The 24,242-nt window shown below is 67.5% G+C and carries 22 protein-coding genes; 12 read left to right on the forward strand and 10 right to left on the reverse strand.

Annotated elements, in window-relative coordinates; translation table 11 throughout:
* Positions 1-45: 45 nt before the first annotated feature.
* Positions 46-879 (reverse strand): hypothetical protein, encoded by an 834-nt coding sequence (locus OHA70_RS39315; protein ID WP_328326915.1) that lies wholly within the window; start codon positions 877-879, stop codon positions 46-48.
* A 100-nt stretch (positions 880-979) separates the two neighbouring features.
* Between OHA70_RS39315 and OHA70_RS39320 the strand changes: the two genes are divergently transcribed.
* Positions 980-2,068, forward strand: coding sequence for a serine hydrolase domain-containing protein (locus OHA70_RS39320; RefSeq protein ID WP_328326917.1), 1,089 nt, complete (start codon positions 980-982; stop codon positions 2,066-2,068).
* Here the strand turns inward: OHA70_RS39320 and OHA70_RS39325 are convergent.
* Entirely contained in the window at positions 2,065-2,925 is an 861-nt protein-coding gene (locus tag OHA70_RS39325) for an AraC family transcriptional regulator (RefSeq protein WP_328326919.1), read from the reverse strand. The genes OHA70_RS39320 and OHA70_RS39325 overlap by 4 nt on opposite strands.
* Positions 2,926-3,038: 113 nt before the next feature.
* Between OHA70_RS39325 and OHA70_RS39330 the strand changes: the two genes are divergently transcribed.
* A complete protein-coding gene (locus tag OHA70_RS39330; protein WP_328326922.1) occupies positions 3,039-4,052 on the forward strand; it encodes an aldo/keto reductase in 1,014 nt (337 codons plus the stop codon).
* Here OHA70_RS39330 and OHA70_RS39335 read toward each other — a convergent pair.
* Positions 4,038-4,712: a hypothetical protein gene (locus OHA70_RS39335; protein ID WP_328326924.1), complete on the reverse strand. Its 675-nt coding sequence runs from the start codon at positions 4,710-4,712 to the stop codon at positions 4,038-4,040. The genes OHA70_RS39330 and OHA70_RS39335 overlap by 15 nt on opposite strands.
* Before the next feature lie 122 nt (positions 4,713-4,834).
* Between OHA70_RS39335 and OHA70_RS39340 the strand changes: the two genes are divergently transcribed.
* The 4 genes from OHA70_RS39340 to zwf all read left to right on the forward strand — a co-directional run bounded on the left by OHA70_RS39340 (position 4,835) and on the right by zwf (position 11,509).
* Positions 4,835-7,579, forward strand: coding sequence for an ATP-binding protein (locus OHA70_RS39340; protein WP_328326926.1), 2,745 nt, complete (start codon positions 4,835-4,837; stop codon positions 7,577-7,579).
* 97 nt (positions 7,580-7,676) lie between these two features.
* Positions 7,677-8,951 (forward strand): epoxide hydrolase family protein, encoded by a 1,275-nt coding sequence (locus OHA70_RS39345; RefSeq protein ID WP_328326928.1) that lies wholly within the window; start codon positions 7,677-7,679, stop codon positions 8,949-8,951.
* Positions 8,952-8,964: 13 nt separating this feature from the next.
* Complete coding sequence (locus OHA70_RS39350; RefSeq protein ID WP_328326929.1) at positions 8,965-9,960, forward strand: alpha/beta fold hydrolase; 996 nt, start codon at positions 8,965-8,967, stop codon at positions 9,958-9,960.
* 37 nt (positions 9,961-9,997) lie between these two features.
* Positions 9,998-11,509 (forward strand): glucose-6-phosphate dehydrogenase, encoded by a 1,512-nt coding sequence (gene zwf / locus OHA70_RS39355; protein WP_328326931.1) that lies wholly within the window; start codon positions 9,998-10,000, stop codon positions 11,507-11,509.
* On the opposite strand, the gene OHA70_RS39360 is transcribed toward zwf, so the two are convergent.
* Positions 11,506-12,105 carry a TetR/AcrR family transcriptional regulator gene (locus OHA70_RS39360; protein WP_328326933.1) on the reverse strand — a complete coding sequence of 200 codons (600 nt, stop codon included), beginning with the start codon at positions 12,103-12,105 and terminating at the stop codon, positions 11,506-11,508. The two genes, zwf and OHA70_RS39360, sit on opposite strands and share 4 nt — an antisense overlap.
* 107 nt (positions 12,106-12,212) lie before the next feature.
* Here OHA70_RS39360 and OHA70_RS39365 point away from each other — a divergent pair, with 107 nt between their 5' ends.
* Positions 12,213-13,004 carry an SDR family NAD(P)-dependent oxidoreductase gene (locus OHA70_RS39365; RefSeq protein WP_328326935.1) on the forward strand — a complete coding sequence of 264 codons (792 nt, stop codon included), beginning with the start codon at positions 12,213-12,215 and terminating at the stop codon, positions 13,002-13,004.
* A gap of 1 nt (position 13,005) precedes the next feature.
* Here the strand turns inward: OHA70_RS39365 and OHA70_RS39370 are convergent, their stop codons facing one another.
* Positions 13,006-13,878, reverse strand: coding sequence for an LLM class F420-dependent oxidoreductase (locus OHA70_RS39370; RefSeq protein WP_328326937.1), 873 nt, complete (start codon positions 13,876-13,878; stop codon positions 13,006-13,008).
* Positions 13,879-13,968: 90 nt separating this feature from the next.
* Here OHA70_RS39370 and OHA70_RS39375 point away from each other — a divergent pair, with 90 nt between their 5' ends.
* Complete coding sequence (locus OHA70_RS39375; RefSeq protein WP_328326939.1) at positions 13,969-14,685, forward strand: alpha/beta fold hydrolase; 717 nt, start codon at positions 13,969-13,971, stop codon at positions 14,683-14,685.
* A gap of 393 nt (positions 14,686-15,078) precedes the next feature.
* Here OHA70_RS39375 and OHA70_RS39380 read toward each other — a convergent pair whose 3' ends face one another.
* Positions 15,079-15,465, reverse strand: a complete 387-nt coding sequence (locus OHA70_RS39380; RefSeq protein ID WP_328326941.1) for a nuclear transport factor 2 family protein — start codon at positions 15,463-15,465, stop codon at positions 15,079-15,081.
* Complete coding sequence (locus OHA70_RS39385) at positions 15,465-16,565, reverse strand: DNA alkylation repair protein (protein WP_328326943.1); 1,101 nt, start codon at positions 16,563-16,565, stop codon at positions 15,465-15,467. Before OHA70_RS39385 ends, OHA70_RS39380 begins: the two co-directional genes overlap by 1 nt.
* 83 nt (positions 16,566-16,648) lie before the next feature.
* Here OHA70_RS39385 and cobF point away from each other — a divergent pair, with 83 nt between their 5' ends.
* From cobF to OHA70_RS39400, 3 genes are all read left to right on the forward strand, one after another.
* Positions 16,649-17,410 carry a precorrin-6A synthase (deacetylating) gene (cobF, locus tag OHA70_RS39390; RefSeq protein ID WP_328326944.1) on the forward strand — a complete coding sequence of 254 codons (762 nt, stop codon included), beginning with the start codon at positions 16,649-16,651 and terminating at the stop codon, positions 17,408-17,410.
* A 147-nt stretch (positions 17,411-17,557) separates the two neighbouring features.
* Positions 17,558-18,640 (forward strand): chitinase, encoded by a 1,083-nt coding sequence (locus OHA70_RS39395; RefSeq protein WP_328335313.1) that lies wholly within the window; start codon positions 17,558-17,560, stop codon positions 18,638-18,640.
* Between the two features lie 77 nt (positions 18,641-18,717).
* Complete coding sequence (locus OHA70_RS39400; protein ID WP_328326946.1) at positions 18,718-20,325, forward strand: carboxylesterase/lipase family protein; 1,608 nt, start codon at positions 18,718-18,720, stop codon at positions 20,323-20,325.
* A gap of 15 nt (positions 20,326-20,340) precedes the next feature.
* Here OHA70_RS39400 and OHA70_RS39405 read toward each other — a convergent pair whose 3' ends face one another.
* From OHA70_RS39405 to OHA70_RS39415, 3 genes are all read right to left on the reverse strand, one after another.
* Positions 20,341-20,982 (reverse strand): TMEM175 family protein, encoded by a 642-nt coding sequence (locus OHA70_RS39405; RefSeq protein ID WP_328335315.1) that lies wholly within the window; start codon positions 20,980-20,982, stop codon positions 20,341-20,343.
* Positions 20,983-20,984: 2 nt separating this feature from the next.
* Positions 20,985-22,412, reverse strand: coding sequence for an MFS transporter (locus OHA70_RS39410; RefSeq protein WP_328326948.1), 1,428 nt, complete (start codon positions 22,410-22,412; stop codon positions 20,985-20,987).
* Between the two features lie 77 nt (positions 22,413-22,489).
* Entirely contained in the window at positions 22,490-22,969 is a 480-nt protein-coding gene (locus tag OHA70_RS39415) for a MarR family winged helix-turn-helix transcriptional regulator (RefSeq protein ID WP_328326950.1), read from the reverse strand.
* Between the two features lie 89 nt (positions 22,970-23,058).
* Between OHA70_RS39415 and OHA70_RS39420 the strand changes: the two genes are divergently transcribed.
* The gene (locus tag OHA70_RS39420) at positions 23,059-24,213 is read left to right on the forward strand and encodes a N(5)-(carboxyethyl)ornithine synthase (protein ID WP_328326952.1); all 1,155 of its coding nucleotides are present in this window, start codon (positions 23,059-23,061) and stop codon (positions 24,211-24,213) included.
* Positions 24,214-24,242: the final 29 nt, after the last annotated feature.

Below are 24,242 nucleotides of genomic sequence, written 5' to 3' on the forward strand. Positions count from 1 at the left end.
AGCAAGAAGCCCGTGACCGAACTGGTCACGGGCTTTCGTGCTTTCTCAGCGCTGGAAGCGGTAGGTCTTGCTGTCGGTGGTGATGCAGACGCTGGGCGAGAGGACGATGACGCGGAGGGTGGCGTCGGGCTCGAAGTAGTCGATGCCTTCTACCTCGAAGGTGCCGGTGCAGGCGCTCTGCAAGGGCAGTCGGCCGAGTGAGGTGACCGTGCCGGTGACGTCGGTGCTGCCGACCGGGGCGGAGAGATCGACCTGCAGGAGCGGCTTCGTCGTACCGAAGAGGGTGCCGTCGGGGTCGTCGGAGGCGCAGAGCAGTTGGGTCGCGGTGACGAAGTCGCAGCCCTGGATGTCGCGGACCTGGTGGTTCAGCCGGATCGCCGAGGCGTACGGCAGGTTCTGCGCCGGGTTGGTGGCGCCGACCCCGGGCATCGGAAGTACCAGCAGCCGGTCCATCGTTCCCCACTCGCCGGTCACCATCCAGTGCACGTCCGGTGATACCGCGGAGAAGCTGTTGTTGCTGGCCTCCCAGGACTCCAGCGCGTGCTTGTAGTTGGCCCACTTACCGGCCGGCGACTGCACCCGGTACAGCTTCGCGCCCCGGTCGTCGCGTTGGTACGGCTCCACGTACCAACCACCGGCGGCACCCGGATCGCCGACATGGTTCCAGCCGCCGAGCAGCAGATCGAGTGGGATGGTCGTGCTCCCGGTGTACCGGTACGACGTCGTGCCACCACGCGTCACCGTGGCCAGTCCCTGGCCTTCGTCGAGCGGCCGGGCGTTGTCGGATCCGACGATCCGCCACCCGGTGACGGCGTGGGCTTGCAGCGGAATGAGCAGGGCGGTCAGCGCCGCCACGAAGATGATCCCCAGTTTGCGCATTCACTGGTTGTAGCAGCACATGCTGTCAGCGTGATGAAATCCCGGTGCCTACCGAACAAATCGGTTGGTGCCGAGCGGGAATCGGCGTTTGATGAGCCGCATGGCTGAGGTTGAGGGGACCTGCGACGCCCGGTTCGGGGCGGTGCGGGAGGCGCTGGTCGCGTCGCTGGACGGTAAGGACGTCGGGGCTTCGGTCGCCGTCTATCTGGGGGACGAGCCCGTCGTGGATCTGTGGGGCGGGTACTTCGACGAGGCCCGCACCAGGCCCTGGGAGTCCGACACGATCACCTGCGTCTTCTCCACGACGAAGACGATGGCCGCGTTGTCGATGCTGATCCTGGCCGATCGCGGCGTACTCGACCTGGACGCGCCGGTGGCGAAGTACTGGCCAGAATTCGGTGCCCTGGGCAAGGACAAGGTGCTGGTGCGGCAGGTGCTCGGGCACACCTCGGGCCTGCCCACTTGGGAGGTACCGGTACGGACCGAGCAGCTCTACGACTGGTCGCTGATGACCAGCCTGCTGGCCGAGCAGGCACCGAGCTCTCCGCCTGGGGAGGTCGGCGCCTATCACGCGGTGACCCAGGGATTTCTGATCGGCGAGATCGTACGGCGGGCAACCGGCCGGACCCTCGCCACCTTCTTCGCCGAGGAGGTCGCCGGGCCGCTCGGCGCCGACTTCCAGCTGACCGTGCCGCCCGAGGACGACCACCGGGTCTCGCCGGTCATTCCAGCTCCGACCAGAGCGCCTGAGCTGGTCGCGGCAGGGCCTGGGAACCCGCCGATTCCTGCTGAGACCGCCAACACCGAGGCGTGGCGGCGGGCCGATATCCCATCGGCCGCCGGCTTCGGGAACGCACGGTCGGTCGCGGCCGTGCAGTCGGTGCTTGCCTCCGGCGGCGAGGCGCGTGGGGTGCGGTTGCTGTCGAAGGCCGGGTGCGAGCGGGTCCTCGAGGAGCAGTTCTCCGGCATCGACGAGCTGTTCGGCGGCCGGATGCGCTACGGGATGGGGTACAGCGTGCAGGGCCGGACCTGCAGTTGGGGTGGTTGGGGAGGGTCGATTGTGCTGGTCGACCTCGAGACCCGCCTCACCGTCGCGTACGTGATGAACCAGATGCTGGAGGAGAGCGCGCTGGGGGACGAGCGCGGGCTCGGCATGGTGTTCGCGGCCTATGAAGGCCTTATGGCTTAAGGGGTTCGGTCCTCGGCCGGCGTACGGCCGAAGGCCTTGTGGTAGGTCCGGGTGAAGTGGGCGGGGCTGGTGTAGCCGACCTGGTACGCGACCTCGGCGGCGGTCAGGGGCTGCGTCCGGAGCAGGACCCTGGCCTCCTGCAGGCGTAGCTGTTTCTGGAACTGGATCGGCGTCATCGAGGTGGCCGCAAGGAAGTGCCGGTGGAAGGTGGACGGGCTCATCCCGGCCAGATCCGCCAGCTCGGCCACCAGGATCGGCTCGTTGTGGTGCTGCCGGATCCAGCGGATCGCGTCCGAGATGTGGGCGAGCATGCCGTCGGCCAGCCCGATCTGCTGAACCAGCGCACCCTGGTCACCGGTGAGCAGGCGCCAGAGGATCTCGCGCCGGATGCCCGCGCCTAGGACCCGTACGTCGTCCGGCCGGTCAGCGATCCGCAACAACCGGACGACCGGATCGAGCAGGTCGGCGGTCGCGTCGCTGACCACCATGCCGCCGTACTGCGGTGGGCGGGCCGGCGTCTCGAGCAGCAGCGGCGCGATCGCCAGCGGGTCGAGCCGGATGCTGACCACCGCGAACGGCTCGTCCGCGCTGGCCTTCAGCGCCTGGCCGATCACCGGCAGGTCCAGCGAGGTGACCAGGAACTGCCCGGCGCTGTACTCGTAGGCGACCCCGTTGAGCAGCGTCAGTTTGACGCCCGAGGCAACGATCGCGACCGAGGGCTCGGCCACGCCGGCGCTCAACTCGGTCGGCGCGTCCACCCGGCTCACCTGGACACCGTCCAGCAGGTGCCGGCTGTGCCCGCGCTGCCCGACGGCATGCCGCAGGATCAGCGTCCGGAGCTCTTCGAGCAGGTCCACTCCCCCAGTGTTCCACCCAAGTCGGCAGGATCGCGCAAGTCGGCGCCAGCATCAGGCTCACACCTCGCCGCTCACCGGTGGTCTGATCGAAGGACCAACAGAAAGGCTTTCCCATGAACCGCAGAATTCTCGGCGGCACCGGTCTCTCGGTCAGCGAGCTCAGCCTCGGCGCGATGATGTTCGGCGCGATGGGCAACCCGGACCACGAGGACTCGGTCCGGATCATCCATCGCGCCCTCGACGCCGGCATCAACCTGATCGACACCGCTGACGTCTACTCGGCCGGTGAGTCCGAGGAGATCGTCGGTACTGCGATCAACGGCCGGCGCGACGACGTCGTACTGGCCAGCAAGTTCGGCCTGCCGATGGGCGAGGACCCGAACCAGAGCGGTGCCTCCCGACGGTGGATCATCCAGTCGGTCGAGAACAGCCTGCGCCGGCTCGGTACCGACCACCTTGACCTGTACCAGCTGCACCGGCCTGACCACGACACCGACGTCGCCGAGACGCTGTCCGCGCTGTCCGACCTGGTCCAGGCGGGCAAGATCCGCGCGTTCGGGTCGTCAATGTTCCCGGCGGAGACCATCGTCGAGGCGCAGTGGGCCGCGGAGCGGCGTAGTACGCACCGGTTCCTGACCGAGCAGCTCATGTACTCGATCTTCACCCGGCGCCCGGAGGCCAGCGTCTTCCCGGTGACCCAGCGGCACGACCTCGGCGTACTGACCTTCAGCCCACTCAACGGCGGCTGGCTGTCCGGCCGGGCGGACCTGTTGTCGTCCCACCGGGCGTCCACGCGGCAGAGCCACTACGACCCCACCACCCCGACCGGTGCCTTGAAGGCCGCCGCAGTCGGCAAGCTCAGCGCCCTCGCCGACGAGGCCGGGATGACGCTGCCGCAACTGGCGATCGCGTTCGTCCGGGCGCACCCGGCGGTGACGTCCGTCCTGATCGGCCCGCGAACCCACGAGCAACTCGACAGCCTCCTACCCGCCGCCGACATCGCCCTGTCCGCCGACGTGCTCGACCGGATCGACGAAATCGTCCCGCCTGGCACCGAGCTGGACCCTGCCGACAACTACAACGCCACCTCACCCGCGATCGAGCACGCACACCTACGCCGGCGCTGACCTGCCTCGGCTCCGGCGGCGTAAGAGAACTGCGGCCAGTACAAGGACCAGAAGGACTACCAGGGAGCCGAGAAGGTACCGGGGCCAGGTGGGTTTTGTGTGGGCGTAGACCGTGACGACCCCACCCTTGCCGGGGACGGCGGTCAGTTCGGCTGGGGTGAGGATGAGGTCGGAGGATGTGAGGAGTTCGTTGGTGCTGCGGAACTCCTTCAGGTCGGTATAGGTCTTGCCTGTCTCGTCGATTGCCTGGTTGCCCGCCAGATAGAGGGTGAGAAGCTCCAGCGAATTGTCCTTGTGCTTGACGACGAGAACTCGGGCGTTGAGCTTGCCGCCGAGGCGTTCGGCGGTCTTCGCAGCCGCCGTGCTCGGACTGCATGAGGTGTCGAAGAACTCGTCCTGTCCTTCGCTGGTGCTGCACGGGAAGGCCAGCAGAAGGCGCGACTGCAGTTGCTCTGCCGAGTAATGGGCAGCGAGGTTGGCTAGGCGGTCTTCGCTGGAGCCGCCGGTGTTCGGGAAGCGGTCGTTTCTGACGCTTGTGGACTTGAGGTATTCGCCCAGCAGGTTGGGGGCGGGGTCCGGAGCCTCGTCGGCGGCGCAGGCGGACGCGGTGAAGGCGAGGGCCGCGAGGACGATAGCGAGGAAGCTGTGCCGGAGCTGCATAGGCCGAGGCTAGGTCTCGCTGAGCGGTGGGCGGCCGGGGTGACCTGATGCTGACATGTGGGTCTTATGAAGGTCTTACCAGTAGTTCTTGACCTTTGTTCTGGCATGCCACACTCAGGATTGTGCGGACACTTCTCGGTCGGGCGGCGGAGCAGGAACGGCTGAGTGCGCTGGTTGCCGGGGTCACCGAGTTCGGTGGGGCTCTGGTGATTCGGGGTGCGGCGGGGATCGGGAAGTCGGCGTTGGCGGCCGAGGCTGCGGCTCGGGCTAGGGCGGCTGGGGCGAAGGTGTTGTCGGTTGCTGGTTCGGAGTCCGAGCAGAACTTCCCGTACGCCGGACTGCACCAGCTGCTGCATCCCGTCCGCAAGGGAGTCGACGCCCTCCCCGGATCGCAACGTGACGCCCTTCGAATCGCGCTTTGCCTCGCCGACGGAGACATCCCCGACCTCTACCTGGTCGGCATGGCAGCGCTCAATCTGCTCTCCGACACCGGTACTCCGCTCCTGCTGCTGGCCGAAGACGCTCACTGGCTGGACCAGGCGAGTGCCGACGTCATCGCCTTCGTGGCTCGGCGGTTGGACTCCGAGCCGATCGTGCTGATCGCCACCGTCCGCGACGGCGTCCCTTGCCAGCTGGACTCGGCCGGCCTGCCGACCCTGCACGTCGAACCGCTCACCGACGAGGTCGCATCGGCCCTACTTGACGAGGTCGCCCCGGGGCTGGAGCCTGCCGTCCGTGATCGGCTGCTGTCCGAGGCCGCGGGCAACCCGCTCGCGCTGACCGAGCTGCCTGCCACAGTCCACGGCGATTCGTTGCTGAAGGCCACCTTGCCGCTGAACGCCCGACTAGAGCAGGCCTTCGGCGCCAGGATCTCAGCCCTGCCCGCCGAGACCCGGATGTGCCTATTGGTTGCCGCACTCAACGATCGCGGATCGCTCGGCGAGATGTTCGAGGCCGCGAGCGCGGCGCTGGGCGGCCGGTCGGTCGACGCAGATGCGTTGACGCCGGCCGTCGATGCCGGGTTGATCGAGGCGATGCAAATCGGTGCCGGGCTGGTCGGGGGTACGGGTGGGCCGTTGGGGTTTCGGCATCCGTTGGTGCGGGCGGCGATTGTTCAAGCCGCGACGGTTGCTGAGCGGCGGGCGGCTCATCGGGCGTTGGCTGAGGAGTTGGTGAAGGATCCGGAGCGGCAGGCTTGGCATTTGGCTGCGGCGGCTCAGGGGCCTGATGAGGGGATCGCGGGGACGCTGGTCAAGGCGGCTGAGCGGGCGCAGTACAGGGGTGGGGTTGGAGCGGCGATTGCGGGGCTGGAGGAAGCCGCCCGGCTGAGTGAGACGGGTGAGTTGCGGGCTGATCGGTTGCTCAGGGCAGCGGATCTCAGTGTTGAGGCCGGGCGGCCCGATCTGGTCGAGCGGCTGCTCAGCGAGGCTTCCAAAGAGGAGCTCTCGTTTCAGGATCAGGCGCGGGTTACCTGGATTCGGAGCATCTTCGATGACGGCCTGGTCGACGATACGGCCGGGCCGATCGAGCTGGCCAAGCTAGCGCGTTCGGTCTACGAGGACGGCGATCTCGACCTCGCGATGCGGATCCTGTGGGGCGCCGGGATGCGCTGCTTCTGGGCCGAGCCCGGCCCGGAGGCACGCCAGCATCTGCTCGACGTCGCCGACAGTCTCCCGCTCGACGAGCACGACCCGCGGCTGATTGCGATCCTCGCCTACGTCGCGCCGATCGAGCGCGGCAAGGCTGTCGCGGCCGGACTGATGGAGCTGGCCGGACAGACAGGCGGCGACCCTGAGGTCGAGCGATTCCTCGGCAGCGCCGCCCTGCAAATCGGTGCCTTCGAGCTGGCCGCCCGATTCTCGGCGTCCGCCGCGGCCGGTCTGCGAGCGCAGGGCCGCCTCGGCCTGCTGGCCCGCGCGCTAGCGGTACACGCCTGCAGCGCCACCCGCCTGGGCAACCTCAGCGTCGCGCTGCCTGCCGCCGAGGAAGCGGCCCGGCTCGCGAAGGAGACCAACCAGATCTTCATGTACGGCTTCGCCCTCTCCGCCCAGGCCGAGATCGCCGCCCTCCGCGGCCAGTACGCCGAAGCCGCCGAGCTGATCGCCGAGGCGGAGCAGGTCGCCCTCGCCGCAGGCGCCCGCCCGATCCTCGCCACCGTCCAACTGGCCCGTGGCCTGTCCGCCCTCGGCGAGGGCCGGCACGCCGATGCCTTCGCCGACCTGCACCGCGTCTTCGACCTGACCGAACCGTCGTACCAGCTCGCGCTCCGCTGCTACCTGATCGCCGACCTGACCGAGGCGGCGATCCGTTGCGGCCAGGAAGACGCAGCACGCAAGACCGTGCGCAGACTGGAGAAGGAGGCGCAGCAGACCGGCTCCCCCTCCCTCCACATCGGCCTGCGCTACGCCCGCGCAGCACTGGCGAGCGACGCCGACGCGGAGAAGCTCTTCCTGGCCGCGCTGGCCGGTGACCTCACCGGATGGCCGCTGGAGCGAGGACGGCTGCACCTCGCGTTCGGCGAGTGGCTGCGGCGGCACCGGCGAGCAGCCGAGTCGCGGGTCCACCTCAGGGCGGCTCGGGACACCTTCGACGCGCTCGGCCTGCTCCCCTGGAGCGAGCGCGCCCGCAACGAGCTACGCGCCGCCGGGGAGACCAGCCCACGTCGTACGCCGGATGCGCGCGAGCAACTCACTCCACACGAGCTGAGCATCGCCCAACTGGCCGCCGAGGGCCTGACGAACCGTGAGATCGGCCAGCGCCTCTACCTGTCGCACCGGACCGTCAGCACCCACCTGCACCGGATCTTCCCGAAGCTCGGCATCACGTCACGCGCCGATCTGCCCGCAGTACTGCGTTCGACCGGGTGACGTACACCGCCAGCGTCATCTGACGGGCGCGGCGGCCAGCGAGTAGCTCCTACGTTGCAAGGGCAACCTCAAGCTGACCACTCGTAGGAGTCACACCATGCCCGAACAACCCTCGCGGCGGACCTTCCTCGCCACCTCAGCTGCCGCCGTCACGGTGGCTTCCACCGGAGCCATTTCGAGCTCCGAAGCCTTCGCCAGCACCGGAGACAGCGCCATCCGGAAGTACAAGGTGAACGTGCCGGACTACGTACTGGCCGACCTGCGGCACCGGATCAAGGCGACTCGCTGGCCCGCCAAGGAGACCGTCAACGACCAGGCGCAAGGCGTCCAGCTGGCCAAGCTGCAGGAGCTCGTCCACTACTGGGGCACGCGCTACGACTGGCGCAAGGTCGAGCGGAGGCTGAACGCGCAGCCGCAGTTCGTCACCAAGATCGACGGCCTCGACATCCACTTCACCCACATCCGCTCCAAGCACGCGAACGCGCTGCCGCTCATCATCACGCACGGCTGGCCCGGCTCGATTCTCGAACTGCAGAAGGTGATCGGCCCCCTCACCGATCCCACCTCGTACGGCGGCCGCGCGGCGGACGCGTTCCACCTGGTCATCCCGTCGATGCCCGGCTACGGATTCTCCGAGCGGCCGACGGCGAAGGGCTGGAACGCGGACCGGATCGGGCTCGCCTGGGACGTACTGATGAAGCGGCTGGGCTACTCGAAGTACGTCTCGCAGGGCGGTGACTGGGGTGCCGTCGTCTCGGACAAGATGGCCAAGCGCGCCTTCCCGGGGCTGCTCGGCATCCACATCAACATGCCCGCGACCGTACCGCCGGACGTGGCGAAGGCGCTCAACGACGGCGACCCCGCGCCGGCCGGGCTCGGTCCGGTGGAGAAGAAGGCCTTCGACACGTTGAAGACCTTCTACGCGCTGAACACCGGGTACTCCGCGATGATGGCGACCCGCCCGCAGACGCTCGGCTACGGGCTGACCGACTCGCCGGCCGGGCTGGCCGCGTGGATGTACGACAAGTTCGCGCAGTGGACGTACAGCGGCGGCGACCCGGAGCGGTCGCTGACCAAGGACGAGATGCTCGACGACATCACGCTGTACTGGGTGACCAACACGGCCGTCTCGTCGTCGCAGCTCTACCTGGAGAACGGCGAGAACAACTTCAACGCCGTCGACATCTCGATCCCGGCCGCGATCACCGTCTTCCCCGGCGAGATCTACCAGACCCCGCGCAGCTGGGCCGACCGTGCGTACCACGACCTCATCTACTTCAACGAGGTCGACAAGGGCGGCCACTTCGCCGCCTGGGAAGAGCCCGAGCTGTTCAGCCGGGAGATCCGCGCCGCCTTCCGCTCCCTGCGTTGAGAGGACCGTGTTCATGATCAGCAGAAGGACTTTTGGCAAGGTGGTGGGCGCAGGAGCCGCCGCCGCGGCAGCGGTGCCGAGTGTTGCCGGTGCTGCAGTCGGCGGGCTCGGGCGGCTTCGGCACGTGCGCACTGACCTGCTCGACATCGCGTACTACGAATCCGGGCCGGCCAATGGGCCCGTCGTACTGCTCGGGCACGGTTGGCCGTACAGCCCGTACGCCTTCACGCATGTCGTGCCCGAGCTGGTGCGCGCCGGGTATCGGGTACTCACGCCGTTCCTGCGAGGACACGGCGAGACGACGTTCCTGTCGGCCGACACCTTCCGCTCCGGGCAGCAGGCAGCGCTCGGGTCGGACTGGATCGCCTTCATGGACGCTTTGCAGATCCCTCGTGCGATCTTCGCGGGCTACGACTGGGGCGGTCGCGGCCTGTGCGTCGCCGCGGCGCTCTGGCCGGAGCGATGCGTCGCACTGGTCTCAGTGAACAGCTACCTGGTCCAGAACCTCGATCCCAAGCTCGCCGTGATCCCGGCGGCTCCGGCGGTCGAGGCCGCTCAGTGGTACTTCGACTACTTCACCACCGAGCGCGGCAAGAACGGCCTGACCCAGAACCGCAAGGAGATCGCCCGGGTCGTCTGGACCAAGAACTCCCCCACCTGGCACTACACCGAGGCCGACCTCGACCGGGCCGCCACCCTGATGACGAACCCGGACTACGTCGCCGTCGTCCTGCACGTGTACCGCCACCGCCGGCTGACCGAGCCAGGCGATCCCCGGTACGACGCGCTGGAGGCGCAACTCCGCCAGCAGCCGCCCATCACGGTCCCCACGGTCACGCTCGATGGCAAAGACGACGGCAATTTCCCATGGACGGACGGCAAACCCTCGGCCTTCCACTTCACCGGGCCCCGGGTGCATCACGTAGTACAGGGTGCTGGGCACAACCTCCCGCAGGAGAAGCCGCGTGCGTTCGTGCAGGCGATCCTGGAGGCGGCGCGCCTACACTGAGGGCGGTTTGCCGCGTCGTCCGTAGGAGGACCTGAGAATGCCCGATTCCCGTACCCAGACGATCGCCTATCCGGCGCCCGGCGCGCGTCCGTCGCGGCGGGATCTGGAGCCGCTCGCGCCGCACGTGATCGTGCTGTTCGGGGCGACCGGTGACCTGGCCAAGCGCAAGTTGCTACCGGGGCTGGCCTACCTGCAGCAGAATCGGTTCGCTCCGGACGTACGGATCATCGGGACCGCGACCGAGGAGCTCACCACCGAGGAGTTCCAGGCCCGGGCGCGGCTCGCGGTGGACACCTACGGGACGCACAAGATCAGCGAGGAGGAGTGGGCGCAGTTCTGCGACCGCCTCTCCTACGTGCCGACGACCGCCGGGCCGGACGCCCTCGCCGCCGCGGTGAAGGAGGCCGAGACCCTGCTCGGCCCCGACACCCGGCGGCTGCACTACCTGTCCGTACCGCCGAAGGCCGCGCACTCGGTGATCCAGATGCTGCGCGACGCCGACCTGGTCGAGCGGGCCCGGGTGGTGATGGAGAAGCCGTTCGGTGACGACCTGCAGTCCGCGATCGCGCTGAACGACTTCGTGCACGAGACCTTCGACGAGTCGCAGATCTTCCGGATCGACCACTTCCTCGGCAAGGAGGCGGCGCAGAACATCCTCGCCTTCCGGTTCGCCAACGGGCTGTTCGAGCCGATCTGGAACCGCAACTTCATCGACCACATCCAGATCGACATCCCCGAGTCGCTCGGGCTGGACCAGCGGGCCACCTTCTACGAGCCGACCGGCGCGTTCAAGGACATGGTCGTCACGCATGTGCTGCAGGTGCTCGCGTTCGTCGCGATGGAGCCGCCGACGGCGCTGGAGCCGCGGGCCATCTCGGAGGAGAAGAACAAGGTCTTCCGCTCGATGCTGCCGATCCAGCCGACGGACGTGGTCCGCGGCCAGTACGGCGGCTACCGCAGCGAGGAGGGCGTCGCGCCGGACTCCGACACCGAGACATTCATCGCGATGAAGGTCGGGATCGACAACTGGCGCTGGGCCGGCGTGCCGTTCTACCTGCGCACCGGCAAGAAGATGGCCGAGGGGATGCGGATCATTTCGATCGCCTTCAAGGAGGCGCCGAAGACGATGTTCCCGTCCGGCTCCGGCGTCGGGTCGCAGGGCCCGGACCACCTGACCTTCGACCTGGCCGACTCGTCGCGGGTGTCGCTGTCCTTCTACGGCAAGCGCCCGGGTCCGGGGATGCGGCTGGAGAAGCTGTCGATGCAGTTCTCGACGCAGGAGACCGAGACGGCGGGCGATGTGCTGGAGGCGTACGAGCGGCTGATCCTGGACGCGATGCGCGGCGACCACACGCTGTTCACGACGGCTGAGGGTATCGAGTCGTTGTGGGAGAACTCGACGCTGCTGCTCGAGGACCCACCGCCGGTGAAGACGTACGCGCCCGGTACTTGGGGCCCGAACGCCATTCACCAGCTGATCGCTCCGCATGCGTGGCGACTGCCGTTCGAGCGCGAGTGGCGCGAGGGCAAGCCGTCGGCTGAGGACTAACCGCGGGGGCGGCGCATGCTCTCCAGTGCCTCGGCGAGGCCGTCTTCGAGGTAGCGGAGGTTGTCGGTCGACAGGAGCAGGGTCGCGCCGCCGGTGACGGCCGCCAGGATCGCGTTGGCGGTCTTCTGTACGTCAACCCGCGGGTCGATCTCGCCTGACTCCTTGAGCGCCTTCACCCCGGCCGCCAGGTGGCTGCGCCATTCGCTGGTGAGGCCGTTGATGATCTCCAGAGTCGCTGGGTTCGTCCTGCCCAACTGCACGGTCAGGGAACTCAGCGGGCACGCCTGGCGCTGCTTGTCGTAGATCTGGATCACCCGGCGTCGCCAGGCCTGCCATTTGCGCCAGCTGGTGAGGTCGCCGAGCTGTGGCATCTGGTCGGCGATCACCTGCTCCGCTTCGTACCGGGCGACGGCGAGCAGCAGGTCACCCTTGCCGTCGGCGAAGTAGTGGAAGAGCTGGCTCTTGCTCGTCGCGGTGGAAGCCCGGATGTCGTCGAGCCCGACGTTCGGCACCCCGCGCTCACGGATGAGCTGCGCGGCGCCTTCGACGATCCGCTGCCGGGTCGCCGCGCCCTTGGCGGTCAGAACTCGCTCCATGGTGCCCAGCCTAGCGCGGCCGGGTTCATCTTGGGCTGGACCGGGCGGTCCATTCCTGGTGCTACTCTGGACTCAACGGTCCATTCTTAGTCGTTGAGGAGAACGTCATGCGGTTGGCAGGCAAGACGGCACTGGTCACCGGTGCCACCAGCAACATCGGCCGCGCGATCGCCGTCGCGCTGGCCGGGCAGGGCGCCCACGTGGTCGTTGCTGGGCGCAACAAAGAGCGTGGCGACGAGGTGGTCGCGGAGATCCGGTCGGCGGGTGGTCGAGCCGACTTCGTCGCGGTCGACCTGGCGGGCTCGACGGCTGCCGGCTCGACCGCGCTGGGTGGCGCGGGCGGTACGAAGGCTGCGGCGGAGGAGTTGGCGGCGACGGCGACGCGGCTGCTCGGTGGGCGGATCGACGTACTGGTGAACAACGCCGGCGCGATCGACGGTAGCGCGACCGTCGATACGGATGAGGCGACCTTCGATCAGGTGTTCGCGGTCAACGTGAAGTCGCCGTACTTCCTGACCGCGGCGATCGCGCCGGCGATGGCAGCGGCCGGCGGTGGCGTCATCATCAACCTCGGGTCATGGGTGGCCCGGCTGGGGATCCCGATCGGCGCCGTGTACGCCGCGTCGAAGGGCTCGCTGGAGACGTTGACCCGCGCGTGGTCGGCCGAGTTCGGGCCTTCCGGCGTACGGGTCAACGCGATCGCTCCGGGTGTCGTGCACACCGTCGAGGATCATCCCGCCGAGTCGATGATGGCCGGTACGCCGTACGGCCGGATCGGCTCCCCGGACGCCATCGCCCAAGCAGCCGTCTACCTCGCCAGCGACGACGCCTCCTTCATCCACGGCACCGTTCTGGACGTCGACGGCGGCCGCCTCGGCGTCGCCGTCATCGCGAGCTGATTCAGAAGGCTGCGGCGACCGGGATGATGTCCGTGCCGATGCGTTCTACCGCTTCCAGGTCGGGGAGTTGGGGGATGCCACCGATGGCGACGTCGAAGCCGAGGGTGTGGAGGCGGCCGAGTTCGTCGATCAGCTCCTGGGTCTTCTCGCCGTCGGGGCCGGCGTCGAGGGTCTGGTAGACGGTCTTGGTGATCTCGGCGTAGTCGCGGCCGACGTCCTCGCAGTGCTGTTTGAGGACGTCGAGTTTGTGCTCGAGCTCGGGGGTGTTGAAGAGGTTGCAGGACTGGGCGTACTGCGCGACCAGGCGGAGCGTCTTCTTCTCTCCCCCGCCGCCGACCATGATCGGCGGGTGCGGCTTGCTCAGCGCCTGCGGGACGTTGAGCAGCCGCTCGGCCTGGTAGTGCTTGCCCTCGAACGGCTTGTCCTCGTCGCTCCACATCTGCTGCAGGTACTTGAGCGTCTCCTCCAGCCGCTCGAACCGCTCGGCGACGGGCGGGAACTCGAAGCCGAGCCCGCGCGACTCCTCCTCGTTCCAGCCGGCGCCGATGCCGATCATCGCGCGACCGCCGGACAGTACGTCGAGCGTCGTCACCGCCTTCGCGAGCAGGCCGGGGTGGCGGTAGTGCACGCCGGTGATCAGCGCGAAGAGCTTGACCCGCTCGGTGTGCGCGGCGAGGAAGCCGAGCGTCGTGTAGGCCTCGAGCATGTCGTTCTCGGCCGGCCCGACACCGCGGATCTGGAAGAAGTGGTCCATCACGGCCAGGTGGCTGAAACCGGCCCGATCGGCGGTCTCGGCCACGACGGCGAGCTCGGAGCCGAGCACGGCAGCGCCGTTCGGCCAGGTGAAGTCAGGAATCTGCAGACCGATGTCCATCGGAAGTCCTTCCGGGGGCTTTTCCTCCCAGCCAACACCCCGGAACAGCCGCATTCAACCGATCCGCACCGATCTGCTGGACTACCTGCCATGAAGCTCCCGTTCAAGTATCGGAAGATCGACGCCGACGGGGTCGGTATCAACTGCGCGATCGGGGGCGACGACGGGCCGCCGGTCTTGTTGCTGCATGGGTATCCGCAGACGCATCTGATCTGGCACCATGTCGCGCCGGTGCTCGCCCGGACGCACACGGTCGTGGCGACGGACCTCCGCGGGTACGGCGACAGCGACAAGCCGCCGGCCGGCCCGGACCACGCGGAGTACTCCAAACGCGCGATGGCCCGCGACCAAATCCTCGTCATGCGCGCGCTCGGCTTCGACCGCTTCTCGGTGGTCGGCCATGACCGCGGCAGGCGGGTCGGACACCGGCTTGCGCTCGATCACCCGGAGGCGGTCGAGCGGCTGGCTGTACTGGACATCGTGCCGACCCGCTACACCTTCGAACACGCCGACGCCGGGTTCGGAGCGGAGTACTACCACTGGTTCTTCCTTGCCGCGGGCAACGGAATCCCGGAACGCCTGATCGGCGGCGCCCCGGAGTACTGGATCCGCGCCCGGATGACGGCCCGCCACCACGGCGGTACTCCCTTCGACCCAGCCGCCATGGCCGAGTACATCCGCTGCTTCTCCACCCCGGACGCCATCACCGCCTCCTGCGAGGACTACCGAGCCGCCGCCACCATCGACCTACTCCACGACAACGCCTCCTACGGCACCCCTCTCACCTGCCCAGTCCTAACCCTCTAGGGCGAGACCAGCTTCGTAGGCCGCACATACGACGTACTGGCAGCTTGGAGCGAATACGCCACCAACCTCCGAGGCGCCGCCATCCCCTCCGACCACTACCTCCCCGAAGAAGCGCCGACCGCAACCGCCGCCGCCCTCCTGGACTTTCTGGACGGGGAGGGAAATACCCCAGAACTGGGCTAAATGGGTACCCAAGTCCCGCGAAAATCCTCCCCAGACCGTCGATCCGGCACTACTCGCGCCCCGCGGCAGGTGTTTCCGGGCACCGCTGGCGGGTTGTGGTGCCGATGGCGTGATGCTTCATGCCATCGGCACGAGAACCTGCCAGTGGCGGCGCAATAGAGTGCCCACCCGGAAGTCCCTCACCATCAGCAACCCCTGACCGCGAGTAGGTCAGGGGGCGATTTCGAGGTGGGTGATGAGGGTGGATTCGGGGTCGAGGGTGAAGCGGTAGAGGAGGTCTACTACGCCGCCGGGGAAGTTGCCTTCGAGGTGGTTGGTGGTGACGTAGTGGGTGTCGTCGAGTTTTTCCACGTGGGTCAGTTCGACGGTGTAGGTGTATTCGGTGGCGGCGGTTTCGCGCCAGCGGTGGATTTCGTCGTGGCCGGTGTAGGTCTTCTCCTCGTCGACGACGACGGCGTCGGTGGTGAAGGCCGACAGGAGATCGTGGGCGTTCGCGCGGTGGGCGGGGTCGGCCTCGCGCAGGTAGGTGACGATCGAGTGCGGGAGCTGCTTCGCGTGTTCGGCGGCGGTCGGGTCGGGCGGGGTGGGGATGGTCATCAGTTGCCTTCCGTGGTGAGGGTGAAGGTGGAGCGGCCGAAGGTCCGGCCGTTGATCTGGAGTTCCAGCGCGTGCTCGCCGGCGTAGTACCGGCGGGTCGAGATCGGCTTGAACGAGTGCAGTTTGGCGATCGTCGCCGACTCGCCGGGCGCGAGGGTACGGGTGGTGAGCTTGAAGACCTTCGGCGCGAGCGTCCCGTTCGCCTTGACGTGGTGGACGACGTAGTCGATCGCCAGCCGCAGCTCCCCGGCCCCGCGATTGTGCGCGCTGAACTCGAAAGCCAGCGACTCCCCCACAGCAACAGCCGGTACTGCGACCAGCGGCCCGTCGACCACCAACCCGACAGGCGGCTCAAACCCCAGCAATGCAAGGGCTCCCGGGTCAGCCGCCTTGATCAAGGTCCGCAACGCATGCCGCACCAGCCGCTCGGTCGTCGGCTCCGGTGATGCAAGCCACTCACCGGCGATCGCGACAGCCAGCCCCGGATCGAGCCGGCTCAAGTCGTTGAGGTGGTTGGCCACCGAGCGACGAACGTACTCCGACTCATCGCGCCGCAGCGCCTCAAGAATCGGCCGCGTCACGTCCGGCCGCTCGATCAACCCCGGCACACGCTTGGCCCACGGCAGTCGCGCCCGAGTGCCTTCGCTCGCCAGCCGCCGAACATGCTCATCTGGATGCCGAGTCCACCCGAGGACCACCGCCAGCGTGCGATCCAGATCCGCAGCCAGGAAGGTCCGCAGCGCGAACTCACCGGTCAACCGCGACGTGAGCTCAGCCGTCAACGCAAGACCCGCTTCAAGCTCGCCGTCCGCAACCGCCCGGACAGCGACCGCCTCGGTGACCGGCCAGATCATCCACCCGCTGAACGAGGGATCCTCGAGCGCCGCCCGGAAGATCTTCTCCATCGCCCCGTACTCCGCGGGCAGGTCGGCCAGCAACGCGTCCCGCACCAGCCGCCCGCGCTCGCTGAAGGCCAGCCCGGCCAACTCTGCAGGAGCCGCGGTCACCATCGCCAGGTCCAGTGAAGGTGCCGCCTCGCGAAGGCACACGCCGAGCGCGACCACAGACGCAGTGCTGAGCATTTCTTCCGCAGTGGGCACGGGGACCTCTCGACGAAGTTACTTTGAAATTAGCAGTAACTGGGCAGCCAGCCAACCCAGGCCTCCCCACTACTGTCGGCGCCATGATGGAACTGAAGGTCATCGGGGTAGGCGCCGGCGATCCGGACCACGTGACGATCCAGGCCGTGAAGGCGCTCAACCGGGTCGACGTGTTCTTCGTACTCGACAAGGGCGCGGTCAAGCAGGAACTGGTCGACCTGCGCGAGGAGATCCTCCACACGCACGCCGGCGACCGGAAGTACCGGATCGTCTACGGGCAGGACCCCGAGCGGGACCGCAGCAGCGACGCGTACGTCGAGTCCGTCGACGACTGGCGCCGCCGCCGCGCGGACGTCTGCGCAGACCTGATCGCGAGGGAACTGAAGGACGACCAGGTCGGCGCCTTCCTGGTCTGGGGCGACCCTTCCCTGTACGACAGCACGCTGGCGATCCTCGACGACATCCTCGCTCGCGGTGAGCTGACCTTCGAGATCGAGGTCATCCCCGGGATCAGCAGCGTCTCCGCGCTCGCGGCCCGGCACCGGGTCGGGCTCAACCAGGTCGGCCGGCCGATCGAGATCACCACCGGGCGGCGGCTGGCGAAGAGCTGGCCGGACGAGGTCGACGACGTCGTGGTGATGCTCGACGCGCAGACCGCCTTCACCCAGCACACCGACCAGGATGCCGACATCTACTGGGGCGCCTACCTCGGCACGCCGGACGAGATTCTGATCGCCGGACCACTGTCCGAGGTGTCCGATCAGATCGTCGAAGCGCGTGCGGAAGCGCGCGGCCGCAAGGGGTGGATCATGGACACGTATTTGTTGCGACGACGCCAGAAATAATTACCAAAGGATCTTTAGAAAGTCTAGAGCGCACGCTCTTCTGCTCGCTGACCGGCGGATCTAGCTTGTCCCTGTCCACCCGCCCCCATGACCTTTGGCGCGCGCCCCCACTGCGCCGGGTCAGGACAGAGGAGTGCCATCGTGAAGATGCCTCGTTTCGTGCGCGTTCTGCCGGTCCTCGCGGCCTTCGGAGTCGTGCTGTCAATGCTGGTGATGGCCCCCGCGGACGCCCGCGTCCAGGCCCCCACCGCGACCCAGGCCTGCAACTACCCGAACTGGGTGGCCGGCGCCAACTACGTGACCGGGAACGTCGTCAAGTACACCGACGGCCAGTACTACATCGCCGAACACGACAACCCCGGCTATGACCCGATCATCAGCACCTGGTTCTGGGACCCGTTCAGCTGCGACGGCGGGACCACCCCGCCCGCCTGCAGCTACCCGAACTGGGTAGCCGGCGCCAACTACGTCACCGGCAACATCGTGAAGTACACCAACGGCCAGTACTACATCGCAGAACACGACAATCCGGGCTACGACCCGACCGTCAGCACCTGGTTCTGGGACCCCTACACCTGCAGCGGCGGGCCGACGGATCCGCCGCCGAGCGGTAGTTTCCCGGTGAGCGAGTCGCAGTTCAACTCGATGTTCCCGGGCCGGAACTCCTTCTACACGTACTCCGGCCTGGTCGCCGCCGCCTCTGCCTTCCCTGGCTTCACCACCACCGGTGACGACGCCACCAAGAAGCGTGAGGCAGCCGCCTTCCTGGCCAACGTGAACCACGAGACCGGCGGGCTGGTCTACATCAAGGAGATCAACGAGGCCAACTACCCGAGCTACTGCCACCCGGAGCTCCCGTACGGCTGCCCGGCCGGCCAGTCGGCGTACTACGGCCGCGGACCGCTGCAGTTGAGCCACAACTTCAACTACAAGGCAGCCGGTGACTACCTGGGCATCGACCTGCTCGGAAACCCCTGGCAGGTCGAGCAGAACGCGACGGTCTCCTGGAAGGCCAGCCTCTGGTACTGGAACACCCAGTCGGGTCCGGGCACGATGACGCCGCACAACGCGATGGTGAACGGCGCCGGCTTCGGCGAGACCATCCGCAGCATCAACGGCTCGATCGAGTGCAACGGCGGCAACCCTGGTCAGGTACAGAGCCGCGTGGACGCCTACAACCGGATCACCGGCATCCTGGGCGTCTCCCCCGGCAGCAACCTTTACTGCTGACCCCTAGACCAAAGGTGTAGGCGTACTGGCCGTGCGGCCGAAGCGGGTTCACCTGGACCTGGCAGAGGCTGCAGGGCATGAAGACAACCATGAGCAGGAAGGTGAAGCTGGCAGCAGCACTCGCGCTGCTGCCAGCTTCACTACTTGTCAATCAGGCCGCGGCCTCGCAGCCGGCAGCCGCCTCCGGTCTAGTAGTACGGACTGATGCTGGCCAGGTGCGTGGGAAGACGACGGCAACGACCGAGATCTTCAACGGCATCCCGTACGCCGCTCCGCCGGTGCACGCGTTGCGCTGGAAGCCTCCGCAGGCCGTGACGCCGTGGACGGGTGTGCGGGACGCGACGAAGCTGTCCAGCGTCTGCCCGCAAGGGGACAACCCGGAAGCGCCCGGCGGCTCCACCAACGAGGACTGCCTCTACCTGAACGTCACCAGGCCTGCCCAGCAGACCAGCAAGCCGCGTGCCGTCGTGGTGTGGATCCCAGGTGGCGGCTTCTTCTCCGGCGCTGGAAGCAGCTACGAGGCCTCGAAGATGGCTGCCCGCGGCAACGTAGTCGTTGTCACGGTCAACTACCGGCTGGGCATCTTCGGCTTCTTCGGCTACCCGGGCCTGGCCGCCTCTGGCACCTACGGCATCCAGGACCAGCAAGCCGCCCTCCGCTGGGTCCAGCGGAACGCCCGGGCCTTCGGTGGCGACCCGCGCAACGTCACTGTGGCCGGTGAGTCGGCTGGTGGCATGAGTGTGTGCGCACAGCTCACCTCACCCACCTCTACCGGCCTGTTCTCCAAGGCGGTCATGCAGAGCGGCTCCTGCGCCTTCAACTGGGCCGACAACAGCCAGTACCCGGGACAGGCGGCTGACTCGCCGTGGATCTCGCAGAGCACCGTGCAGCAGAACGGCAAGGAGTGGGCCGCCGACAACGCGGCCAAGCTCGGCTGCAAGCCGGGGCAAGCGGTCTTGGACTGCCTGCGCGCGGCGGACCCCGCAGTACTGGTCGAGGACACGTTGAACTTCACGCAGGTTGCCTATGGCGGTACTGCGGTGTTGCCGCTGAGTCCTGCGAAGGCGATGAAGGCTGGGCTGTTCCACCGGGTGCCCGTGTTGTCCGGCAACAACCATGACGAGGCATCGGCCTGGTTGACCGCGTTCAACGGGGGCGTGCTCACCGATGCGGACTACCCGCGACTGGTGACCGACATGGTCGGCGCTGCGGACGCTCGGAAGGTGTTGAAGGAGTACCCGCTGGCGAAGTACGGGTCAGCCGCCGCTGCTTGGACTGTGGTGACGACCGATCGGATCTGGTCATGCACGCAGGTCGCCACCGATCAGCGGGCGGCTCGGAAGGTGCCTGTGTACGCGTATGAGTTCGCGGACAAGCACTCGCCGATCTCCCAGCCAGGGCAGGGCGCAGCACACGCGACGGAACTGCCGTACCTGTTCAACCTTGGCGGCTACGAGCTCCCACTGACCGCTACGCAGAAGAGGCTGTCGGAGCAGATGATCGACTACTGGACGGCGTTCGCTCGTACTGGCAACCCGAACGGCCCAGAGCGTCCGCACTGGGCACCGGCGAGCAAGAAGGCCATCACCGGCCTCTCACTCGCACCGACCGACCAGGGCGGCATCAAGAAGGTCAACCTGCAGACCGAGCACCACTGCGACTTCTGGGCCGGGCTAGGCGACTGACTCGGCGCAACTGACCTAGGCGACTGACGGAGTGCGGCGCTCGCGCTGATTGCTCACGAGTTTGGCGATGGCGCCGCTCGGGATCAGCGCGAGCAAGCCGTAGAGACGTACCCCCGGCACCAGCGCGAGAAGGAACGCGACCACTGCGCAAGCGAGGAAGGCGAGAGAGCCGACGATCTCGCGGTCGGTGACGGGGTTCTCGGCGACCTCGAGTTCCTTGTGCCCGTGGACGAGCAGCGTGAGAGTCGTCTGGGTCAGCGCGAGCACGACCAGGGTGCCGGAGTAGAAGGCCGCCGAGAAGGTGTCGCTCTTGAACTGGCCGAGGATCTCGGTCGGGAACGGCAGTACCACGATGCAGAGCAGCCAGAGCATGTTCAGCCGGACCAGCATGCTGTTGTAGGCCTTGACGTGCTCGAAGACGCCATGGTGAACCAGCCAGAACCTGCTGATCACCACGAAGCTCAGCAGGAACGACAGAATGGCCGGCTGGTTCTCACTGATCACCGCGAACGGGTCCGGGGCGTCTCCCCCGTTCGCTTCCCCCTGTGCCTTCGCGATCTCCGTGACGACCTCCACCAGCGGGAGGATCAGCAGGGTGACGGCGATGGCGACCACCGCGTCGGTGAACAGCACCAGCCGGTCGGGGTTCCTCGTCATACTCACGGGCGACCACGGTAGCGCAGCAACAGTGTCGTACCCACGAGCAGTGCCGCGACGACAAAGGCCGACGCGGCAACGAACGCCACGCTGTACCCATCGCGCAATGCGCTGACTGGGTTGGCCCCTTCAGACACCCGTACTGCGGTGCGCGAGGCGGCCAGCGTTGCCAGTACCGCAGTACCGACTGCTGCGCCTGCCTGCTGGGCGGTGTTGTTGAGTCCGGAGGCCAGACCCGCGTCGCCGGGCTCTGCGCCGGACATGGCGAGCATGATCGCTGCCGGGATGCCTACGCCGGTACCGGCGCCCACTAGGAGGAGTGGGGCAATCACGTTGGTGAGGTAGGAGCCGTTGACCGGGGCTTGGCTCATCAGCAGGAGTGCTGCGAGGAGGGCGACGAGGCCGGCCAGTAGGAGGGCACGGCCGCCGAAGCGGGCGATCAGGCGGGGGCCGATGAACAGGGACATCACTGCGCCCAGGATCGGTGCCGGGAGGAAGGCCAGGCCGGTGTGGAGCGAGTCGAAGCCCAGTACTCGCTGCAGGTATAGAGCAGTCATGAACTGGAAGCCGAAGCCAGCTGCGAAGAGTAGGACGACTACCAGGTTGGCCGTAGTCACTTGGCGGTTGCGGAAGATGTGCAGAGAGAGCAGTGGCTGGGTGGCGCGGGCCTGGCGTAGTACGAAGCCGGTGAGGAGGGCTACTGCTGCAGCGGCGAGGACAAGCGTCCGTGGGAGGTCTGCGGTCGGCGCGGCGGTCTGGACGATCGTGTAGACGGACAGTGAGAGACCCGCGGTGACCAGTACTGCGCCTAGTACGTCTGCGCCCTTGCTGAGGCCTAGGCCGCGTTGGCTCTTTAGTAGGCGGGAGGCGAGCACCAGGGAGACGATGCCGATCGGCACGTTGATCAGGAAGGACCAGTGCCAGCCGACTGTCTGGGTGATGACACCGCCGAGGATCAGGCCGATCGAGGCCCCACCGGCGGAGGTGAAGCCGTAGACGCCCATCGCGCGGGCCTGCTCGGCCGGCGCGGGATAGAGGCCGACGATCATGCCGAGGATCACGGCGGAGGCCAGGGCACCGCCGACGCCTTGCAGGAACCGGCCGGCGATCAGTACTTCGGAGCTGGTGGCGACGCCGCAGAGCAGGGAGGCCGCGGTGAAGACGGCCAGGCCCGTGAGGAAGACCTGCTTGCTGCCGATCAGGTCGCCGATCCGGCCGGCCAGCGGGAGGAGGCCGGCGAACGCGATCAGGTACGAGTTCATCACCCAGGCAAGACCAGCCTGGCTGAAGCCGAGGTCGCCCTGGATGGTCGGCAACGCCACCGTCACGACGGTGCCGTCGAGGATGATCATCAGCTGCATCACACAGAGCACAGCGAGCGCCTTCGCCCGGCCGAGCTGGACCGGGTGGGCGGTGAGGGTGGAGGTCATCGGTCGTCTCCTTGTCAGCAGAGCAGGACAAGAAAGACGTTAGCAGATAGTTCCGTAGTAGACGATCTTTTAGTGGATCATGTACGCCGGCGTGGACGGCGTACCGGTTGCGCCTCGACCGGGGTGGCGAGCTGGCCGCCGACGAGTTCGGCGAGAGCGTCGGCGAAGGGCTTGCGCTGGGAGGCGGCGAGGGCGGCGAGCGCTTCACCGTGGACTCTGTCGACGACTCGCTGGCCCTCCTCGGCCGCCTTGGCGCCCGCGGGGGTGACCGCGACGATCCGGGCCCGACGGTCGGTCTCCGACGGCTTCCGCTCGGCGAAACCGGCCTTCTCCAAGGCATCCACGGTGCCGACCATCGTCGTCTTGTCGAGATACGCGAGCTCGGCGAGCTGGATCTGGGTCCGCTCCTCCTCCAAGGCGTACCCGAGCACGCACTGCATCCGCGGCGTCATCCCGATCTCCGCCAGGGCCGCGGTCAACTGGGTCTCCAGCACGTGCCCGGCATGAATCAGCATCCCGGTCAGGTCCGGCACGGTGCGCAACGGGGTATCGGCCATGCATTCATCCTAGCGCGGGATTATCTGCTAGCAGATGATCTCTGGCTGGTGCATCTGTGCTAAACAGGCGGTAACCAAAGGGGCCCATCGTGGACCAGTTAACTCTCGGCGTCATCGGCCGTTCGCGTAAAGAGAACGAGCATCGGCTGCCGATCCATCCGCATCATTTCGAACGTATCGACGACGATCTGCGGCAGCGCATCTTCCTCGAGTCCGGGTACGGCGAGAAGTTCGGGATCTCCGACGTGGAGCTGTCCCGGTCCGTAGCAGGCGTCCTTGACCGGGAACAGCTGATCGCCAGGACCGACGTCGTACTCCTGCCGAAGCCGCAACACGAAGACCTGGCCGAGTTCCGTACCGGCCAGATCCTGTGGGGCTGGCCGCACTGCGTCCAGGACGACAAGGTGACCCAGCTCGCGATCGACCGCGAGCTCACCCTGATCGCCTTCGAGGCGATGAACCACTGGACCGACGACGGCCGGTTCAACCTGCACGTCTTCCACAAGAACAACGAGCTGGCCGGCTACTGCTCGGTGCTGCACGCGCTGGAGATGATCGGCTCGACCGGTGACTACGGCCGCAGGCTCAACGCGGTGGTGATCGGCTTCGGCGCGACGGCCCGCGGTGCCGTGACCGCGCTGGCGGCGCACGGGATCCACGACGTCGACGTACTGACCGGACGTGGCGTGGCGGCGGTCAGCTCGCCGATCCACTCCGCCCGGATGATCCAGTTCGACCACGAGGACCCCGACGACACCAGTGACCCACGGCGCAGTCACGCGCTGATCGACGACGAGCGGGTGCCGCTGGCCGGGTTCCTGGCCCAGCACGACATCGTCGTGAACTGTGTGCTGCAGGATCCGGACGCGCCGCTGACGTTCCTGATCGAGGAGGACCTGGCCCAGTTCGCGCCGGGCAGCCTGATCGTGGACGTCTCCTGCGACCTGGGCATGGGCTTCAGCTGGGCCCGCCCGACCGGCTTCGCCGAGCCGACCTTCACCGTCGGCGACAACATCACGTACTACGGCGTCGACCACACCCCGTCGTACCTGTGGAACTCGGCCAGCTGGGAGATCAGCGAGGCCCTGCTGCCGTATCTGCGGACGGTTCTCGACGGGCCGGAGTCCTGGCACGCCGACACGACGATCGATCGCGCCATCGAGATCGAGGGCGGCCGGATCCGCAATCCCGGCGTCCTCTCCTTCCAGCACCGCTCCCCCACGTACCCGCACGCGCACCTCTAGCCGGTACTACGCCCGCGCAGCGGCTCTAG

Origin of the sequence: Kribbella sp. NBC_00382 (genome assembly GCF_036067295.1) — a bacterium.
Classification (GTDB): domain Bacteria; phylum Actinomycetota; class Actinomycetes; order Propionibacteriales; family Kribbellaceae; genus Kribbella.

What these genes read in the sequence shown, in the direction of transcription:
- OHA70_RS39315 (WP_328326915.1), bottom strand. Translation starts at nt 879, where the DNA reads ATGCGCAAACTGGGGATCATCTTCGTGGCGGCGCTGACCGCCCTGCTC.
- OHA70_RS39320 (WP_328326917.1), top strand. Translation starts at nt 980, where the DNA reads ATGGCTGAGGTTGAGGGGACCTGCGACGCCCGGTTCGGGGCGGTGCGG.
- OHA70_RS39330 (WP_328326922.1), top strand. Translation starts at nt 3,039, where the DNA reads ATGAACCGCAGAATTCTCGGCGGCACCGGTCTCTCGGTCAGCGAGCTC.
- OHA70_RS39335 (WP_328326924.1), bottom strand. Translation starts at nt 4,712, where the DNA reads ATGCAGCTCCGGCACAGCTTCCTCGCTATCGTCCTCGCGGCCCTCGCC.
- OHA70_RS39345 (WP_328326928.1), top strand. Translation starts at nt 7,677, where the DNA reads ATGCCCGAACAACCCTCGCGGCGGACCTTCCTCGCCACCTCAGCTGCC.
- OHA70_RS39350 (WP_328326929.1), top strand. Translation starts at nt 8,965, where the DNA reads ATGATCAGCAGAAGGACTTTTGGCAAGGTGGTGGGCGCAGGAGCCGCC.
- zwf (WP_328326931.1), top strand. Translation starts at nt 9,998, where the DNA reads ATGCCCGATTCCCGTACCCAGACGATCGCCTATCCGGCGCCCGGCGCG.
- OHA70_RS39360 (WP_328326933.1), bottom strand. Translation starts at nt 12,105, where the DNA reads ATGGAGCGAGTTCTGACCGCCAAGGGCGCGGCGACCCGGCAGCGGATC.
- OHA70_RS39365 (WP_328326935.1), top strand. Translation starts at nt 12,213, where the DNA reads ATGCGGTTGGCAGGCAAGACGGCACTGGTCACCGGTGCCACCAGCAAC.
- OHA70_RS39370 (WP_328326937.1), bottom strand. Translation starts at nt 13,878, where the DNA reads ATGGACATCGGTCTGCAGATTCCTGACTTCACCTGGCCGAACGGCGCT.
- OHA70_RS39375 (WP_328326939.1), top strand. Translation starts at nt 13,969, where the DNA reads ATGAAGCTCCCGTTCAAGTATCGGAAGATCGACGCCGACGGGGTCGGT.
- OHA70_RS39380 (WP_328326941.1), bottom strand. Translation starts at nt 15,465, where the DNA reads ATGACCATCCCCACCCCGCCCGACCCGACCGCCGCCGAACACGCGAAG.
- cobF (WP_328326944.1), top strand. Translation starts at nt 16,649, where the DNA reads ATGATGGAACTGAAGGTCATCGGGGTAGGCGCCGGCGATCCGGACCAC.
- OHA70_RS39395 (WP_328335313.1), top strand. Translation starts at nt 17,558, where the DNA reads ATGCCTCGTTTCGTGCGCGTTCTGCCGGTCCTCGCGGCCTTCGGAGTC.
- OHA70_RS39400 (WP_328326946.1), top strand. Translation starts at nt 18,718, where the DNA reads ATGAAGACAACCATGAGCAGGAAGGTGAAGCTGGCAGCAGCACTCGCG.
- OHA70_RS39405 (WP_328335315.1), bottom strand. Translation starts at nt 20,982, where the DNA reads ATGACGAGGAACCCCGACCGGCTGGTGCTGTTCACCGACGCGGTGGTC.
- OHA70_RS39410 (WP_328326948.1), bottom strand. Translation starts at nt 22,412, where the DNA reads ATGACCTCCACCCTCACCGCCCACCCGGTCCAGCTCGGCCGGGCGAAG.
- OHA70_RS39415 (WP_328326950.1), bottom strand. Translation starts at nt 22,969, where the DNA reads ATGGCCGATACCCCGTTGCGCACCGTGCCGGACCTGACCGGGATGCTG.